The organism is Tepidimonas alkaliphilus, from assembly GCF_007556595.1.
Taxonomy (GTDB): Bacteria; Pseudomonadota; Gammaproteobacteria; order Burkholderiales; family Burkholderiaceae_C; genus Tepidimonas; species Tepidimonas alkaliphila.
In genome coordinates, this window is the sequence record NZ_VJNB01000025.1 from 1 (window position 1) to 3,784 (window position 3,784).

2 protein-coding genes are annotated in these 3,784 nt (G+C 48.9%); both read left to right on the top strand.

The genetic code is table 11. The annotated features are described in order from the left end of the window. The first annotated feature begins 352 nt into the window (after positions 1 to 352). On the top strand, positions 353 to 1,264 hold the full coding sequence (locus Talka_RS11775; protein ID WP_246100684.1) for an MraY family glycosyltransferase: 912 nt from the start codon (positions 353 to 355) through the stop codon (positions 1,262 to 1,264). A gap of 199 nt (positions 1,265 to 1,463) precedes the next feature. Then, the gene (locus tag Talka_RS11780; RefSeq protein ID WP_143891510.1) at positions 1,464 to 3,464 is read left to right on the top strand and encodes a trypsin-like serine protease; all 2,001 of its coding nucleotides are present in this window, start codon (positions 1,464 to 1,466) and stop codon (positions 3,462 to 3,464) included. Positions 3,465 to 3,784 lie beyond the last annotated feature (320 nt).

The following is a 3,784-nucleotide window of genomic DNA, read 5'->3' on the forward strand; positions in this document are numbered from 1 at the left end:
GCCTCATCGCGGCCGTGCGGCTGTTTGCCCGCTGGCTTGCTTGGCAGCACCAAACCGTGACCGGCGGCGTCCATGCGGCCTGGCTGCGGCTGCGGATGGCCTGAAAATGAATATTTCAGGGACGACTTTTTAACCTTGAGGTCTAATCGTGCAAACGCTATGGCTTGCTTTTACTGTGGCATTTTTGGTGTCGCTCGCTCTGATACGCTTTCAAAGCCACCATCTTCGCTATAGTGGAGATAGTCAGCCTGGTGTGCAAAAATTCCACCATGGGGTGGTGCCTAGGATAGGGGGTATTGCCCTGTTTATGGGATGCGTGGCGGGTCTGGGGTGGAGCGGATGGAGAGGTCTCGTGGGTGAAGAAGCATGGTGGTTGTTGCTGGCTGCCTTGCCTGCATTTTTAGCGGGCCTGAGCGAAGATTTAACAAAAAAAGTGGGTGTAATCCCGAGACTTGTGGCCACGATGGCCTCGGCTGCCGCTGCGGCTTACAGCATCGAAGCTGTCCTGCCTCGATTGGGTATCCCGCTAATCGATGAACTGCTATGGAGCTGGATTTGGCTGGCGTGGCTGGTGACCATGATAGGAGTTGCGGGCGTTGCCAACGCGATCAATATCATTGATGGTTTTAATGGGCTCGCTTCAGCGGTGGCGATGTTAATGTTGGCTGCCTTAGGTTACGTGGCCTGGGTTTTACAAGATGAATTTTTGGTGCAAGTGTGTCTGGCGGCCATCGGCGCGCTAGCTGGTTTTTTTGTTTGGAATTATCCGCGAGGTCTCATTTTTTTAGGCGATGGAGGCGCTTATCTGGCGGGCTTTTTTGTGGCAGAGGTTGCCGTAATGCTGGTGGTTCGGCATTCAAGTGTGTCGCCATGGTTTTGTTTCTTGGTCTGTGCGTACCCCATCACTGAAACATTGTTCTCCATTTACCGCAAGACTTTTCTGCGGGGTGTTTCGCCCGGAGTGCCAGATGCATTGCATCTGCATATGCTAATTTACCGGCGGATGGTGCGTTGGGCAGCTGGCGGCCCTGCTGCACGTGACGTCACAGCCCGAAATGCGGCGACGTCCCCGTACCTATGGGGGCTTTCATCGGTTTCAATTGTGCCTGCTGTCGTGTTCTGGCATCATGAAGTTATTTTAATATTTTGTGTATTGTTATTTGTTTGTTTATATATTTGGGCTTATATAAGTGTCGTGAAATTTCGAGTGCCTGAATGGATGTTGAGGAGGTTAAAAAATAAAAAGGCGTACTTTGAGGGATAGGTCAAATTGTGTGTCAAGAAAGGGGGTAATAAAAGTTGGTAAGCTGTGAGCTAAAGGGTTTTAAGTAATGGAGTTCTTCTGGAAAGCTTTAAAATCCGCTCTCGAAATCCAAGATGGAAAGGATGGCTACAGAAGAAAAATTGGGTGGCTGACTTGAAGAAAGTTCAGCTTGAGGGGTTTCAATGAAGAGGTGAAGAAAATGAAGAAATCTGCTGGTTTTTTAAAAGCAAGTGCTTGGATTGGGTGTTTATTCATTTTAGGTGGGCAAGCACTGGCCGGAGGCTACGCCGAGTCTGCGGTCATTTATGTCGAGAAACGCGAAACTGACCGGTCATTGGTGAATCGAGAACTGTTAGTCCAGCGAGAGCCTTCGATTCAATCACTGGATTTTAAAAAAATAAAGTCAGATGTTGCTGGATTCTTGTCGCCTCCTGTCGATGCAGAGTTTGTTGACAAGGAACCCTCTTCTCCGGGTGTGCAAAAAGAACGTATAGGCGTAACAAGAAAGCTAATTGATTCGACGCTTAATCGGCAATGGAGATATGGTTTTAAAACATTGGCCGATGCGGAAAGCAATTTATTTTACGAAGCGCTAGAGGTCAGTAGCGCTGGAGCTAAAGGTGTTTCTATAGGTCTGAAAGTTGGGCGTGTGTCGCCCGATGTTGTCATATGGATTCTTGACTCGAAAAGAAACATCATCAAAGCGATAACGGGGCGTGAATTAAATGAGATCATCGAACTTAATGTCCGAAAGGATGGTGAGACGAGTGAGGCCAGAGTCTGGTGGAGTCCGCCGGTTGAGGGGGAGAAAGCCTATTTGATAATTCAATCGAATAGCAGTCGCGGGGTTGATTTGAGTGTTGACGAAATATTGCATTATTGGGATCTGGTTCCTCTAAATTTTAATGTCGGATTTTCTTCGTCATGTACGCCTTATGCGGTTTGTTATCCGGCCTGGGCTGATGAGAGAAAGTCGGTTGCGGCGATGATTTTTGTGGAGGGAGGGAGTGGTTATCGTTGCACTGGCACCCTTTTGAATGATAGAGGCAATACCGGGGTTCCTTATTTTATCACCGCTAATCATTGTCTCAATACCCAATCGGCTGCATCGACGCTGACAACATATTGGTTTGGCGAAGCGTCAAGCTGTGGGGGTAATCCTATGCCAACTCCTTTTGTTAGGGTTGACGGTGGAGCTGCCCTCTTGTGGGGTTTGGCAGAAACAGATACTACCCTTCTAAGACTTAATTCTTATCCTCCGGCTGGAGCGGTTTTTTCCGGCTGGACAACTGGAGATGCTTTGGGTGATTTTGCTGTGGGTATCCATCATCCCAAGGGAGATTTGAAAAAGCTATCCACGGGTTCCACAGCTGTTTATTTGTCTTGCACAACAGGCGGCTCGAGTACCTTTACTTGTAACCAAGCTAATTCGGCTACTGGTAACTTCATTTACATTGCCTGGGGGCAGGGAGATACTCAGCCAGGGAGTAGCGGAAGCGGTTACTGGATTAGCAAGAATGGATCCCGCTATTTGAGCGGCGTGCTTTACGGCGGTTCGGGTAGTTGCGACAATCCGGGAGCTGCTTTTGCGGTTTATGGTCGATTCGGCAAATCATATGCGTTAGGTATTTCGCAATGGCTTGATCCGGGCAACGTGCCTGCGCCGCCAGGGCAGCCTCCGCAAACAACGGTGACTGTTTTTGAATTTTATAATCAAGATCTAGATCGGTATTTTAGAACGGCTGACGCAGGAGAAGCGAACTGGTTGCGAAGCAATCCTGCAACCGGAGAGCGAGAAACCGGAGACATGTTCAAAGCGTTTCCAGTAAGCAATCCGGCTCCAGGTTCCGTCGAGGTTTGTCGCTTTTATGGTTCCGTGAGTCCAGGCCCTAACAGTCATTTTTATACAATGGATCGAAGCGAATGTGAATTTCTGAAGCAGCAGCAGGTTAGGGTGCCTGTGACAGAAAAAAGGTGGAATTATGAAGGTATTGCCTTTTATATTTATCCACCACAGCGCGATTCCAGTGGACAAGCTTTTTGTGCGGCGAATCAGGTGCCGATATACCGTTTATACAACCAGGGTTTTGAAAAAGGGCGCGATAGCAACCACCGTTTTACGACAAATCTAAATACCTACCGGGAAATGCAGCTTCGTGGTTGGAAGGGGGAAGGTATAGTGATGTGTGCCCCGGTTTGAATTTAATGTGATTATCAATCACGCGGCGGAGTCAATAATCAAGTCCAACGCGGCCTGATCTGCCTTGCACTTGATCTTTCCGCCGTCCCTTTCGTGGGAACCCCAGTGTCAGAATAGATGTCGTTCTCATAGAACTCTGAACCTGGGGAGATGATGGAAGAACAAATTGGCTAGATACGGACAAGTATTCAAGGTGTACTCTTAACCTTCTTGGGTTGCAGTTGTTGACTCGTCGGCAGGCTCCTGTCGGACCTGCTGCACGAAGCGCTGCACGGTCTGGTACGGGGTGCGACCGTTGTTGCGGTAGCCCAGGTGCGGCC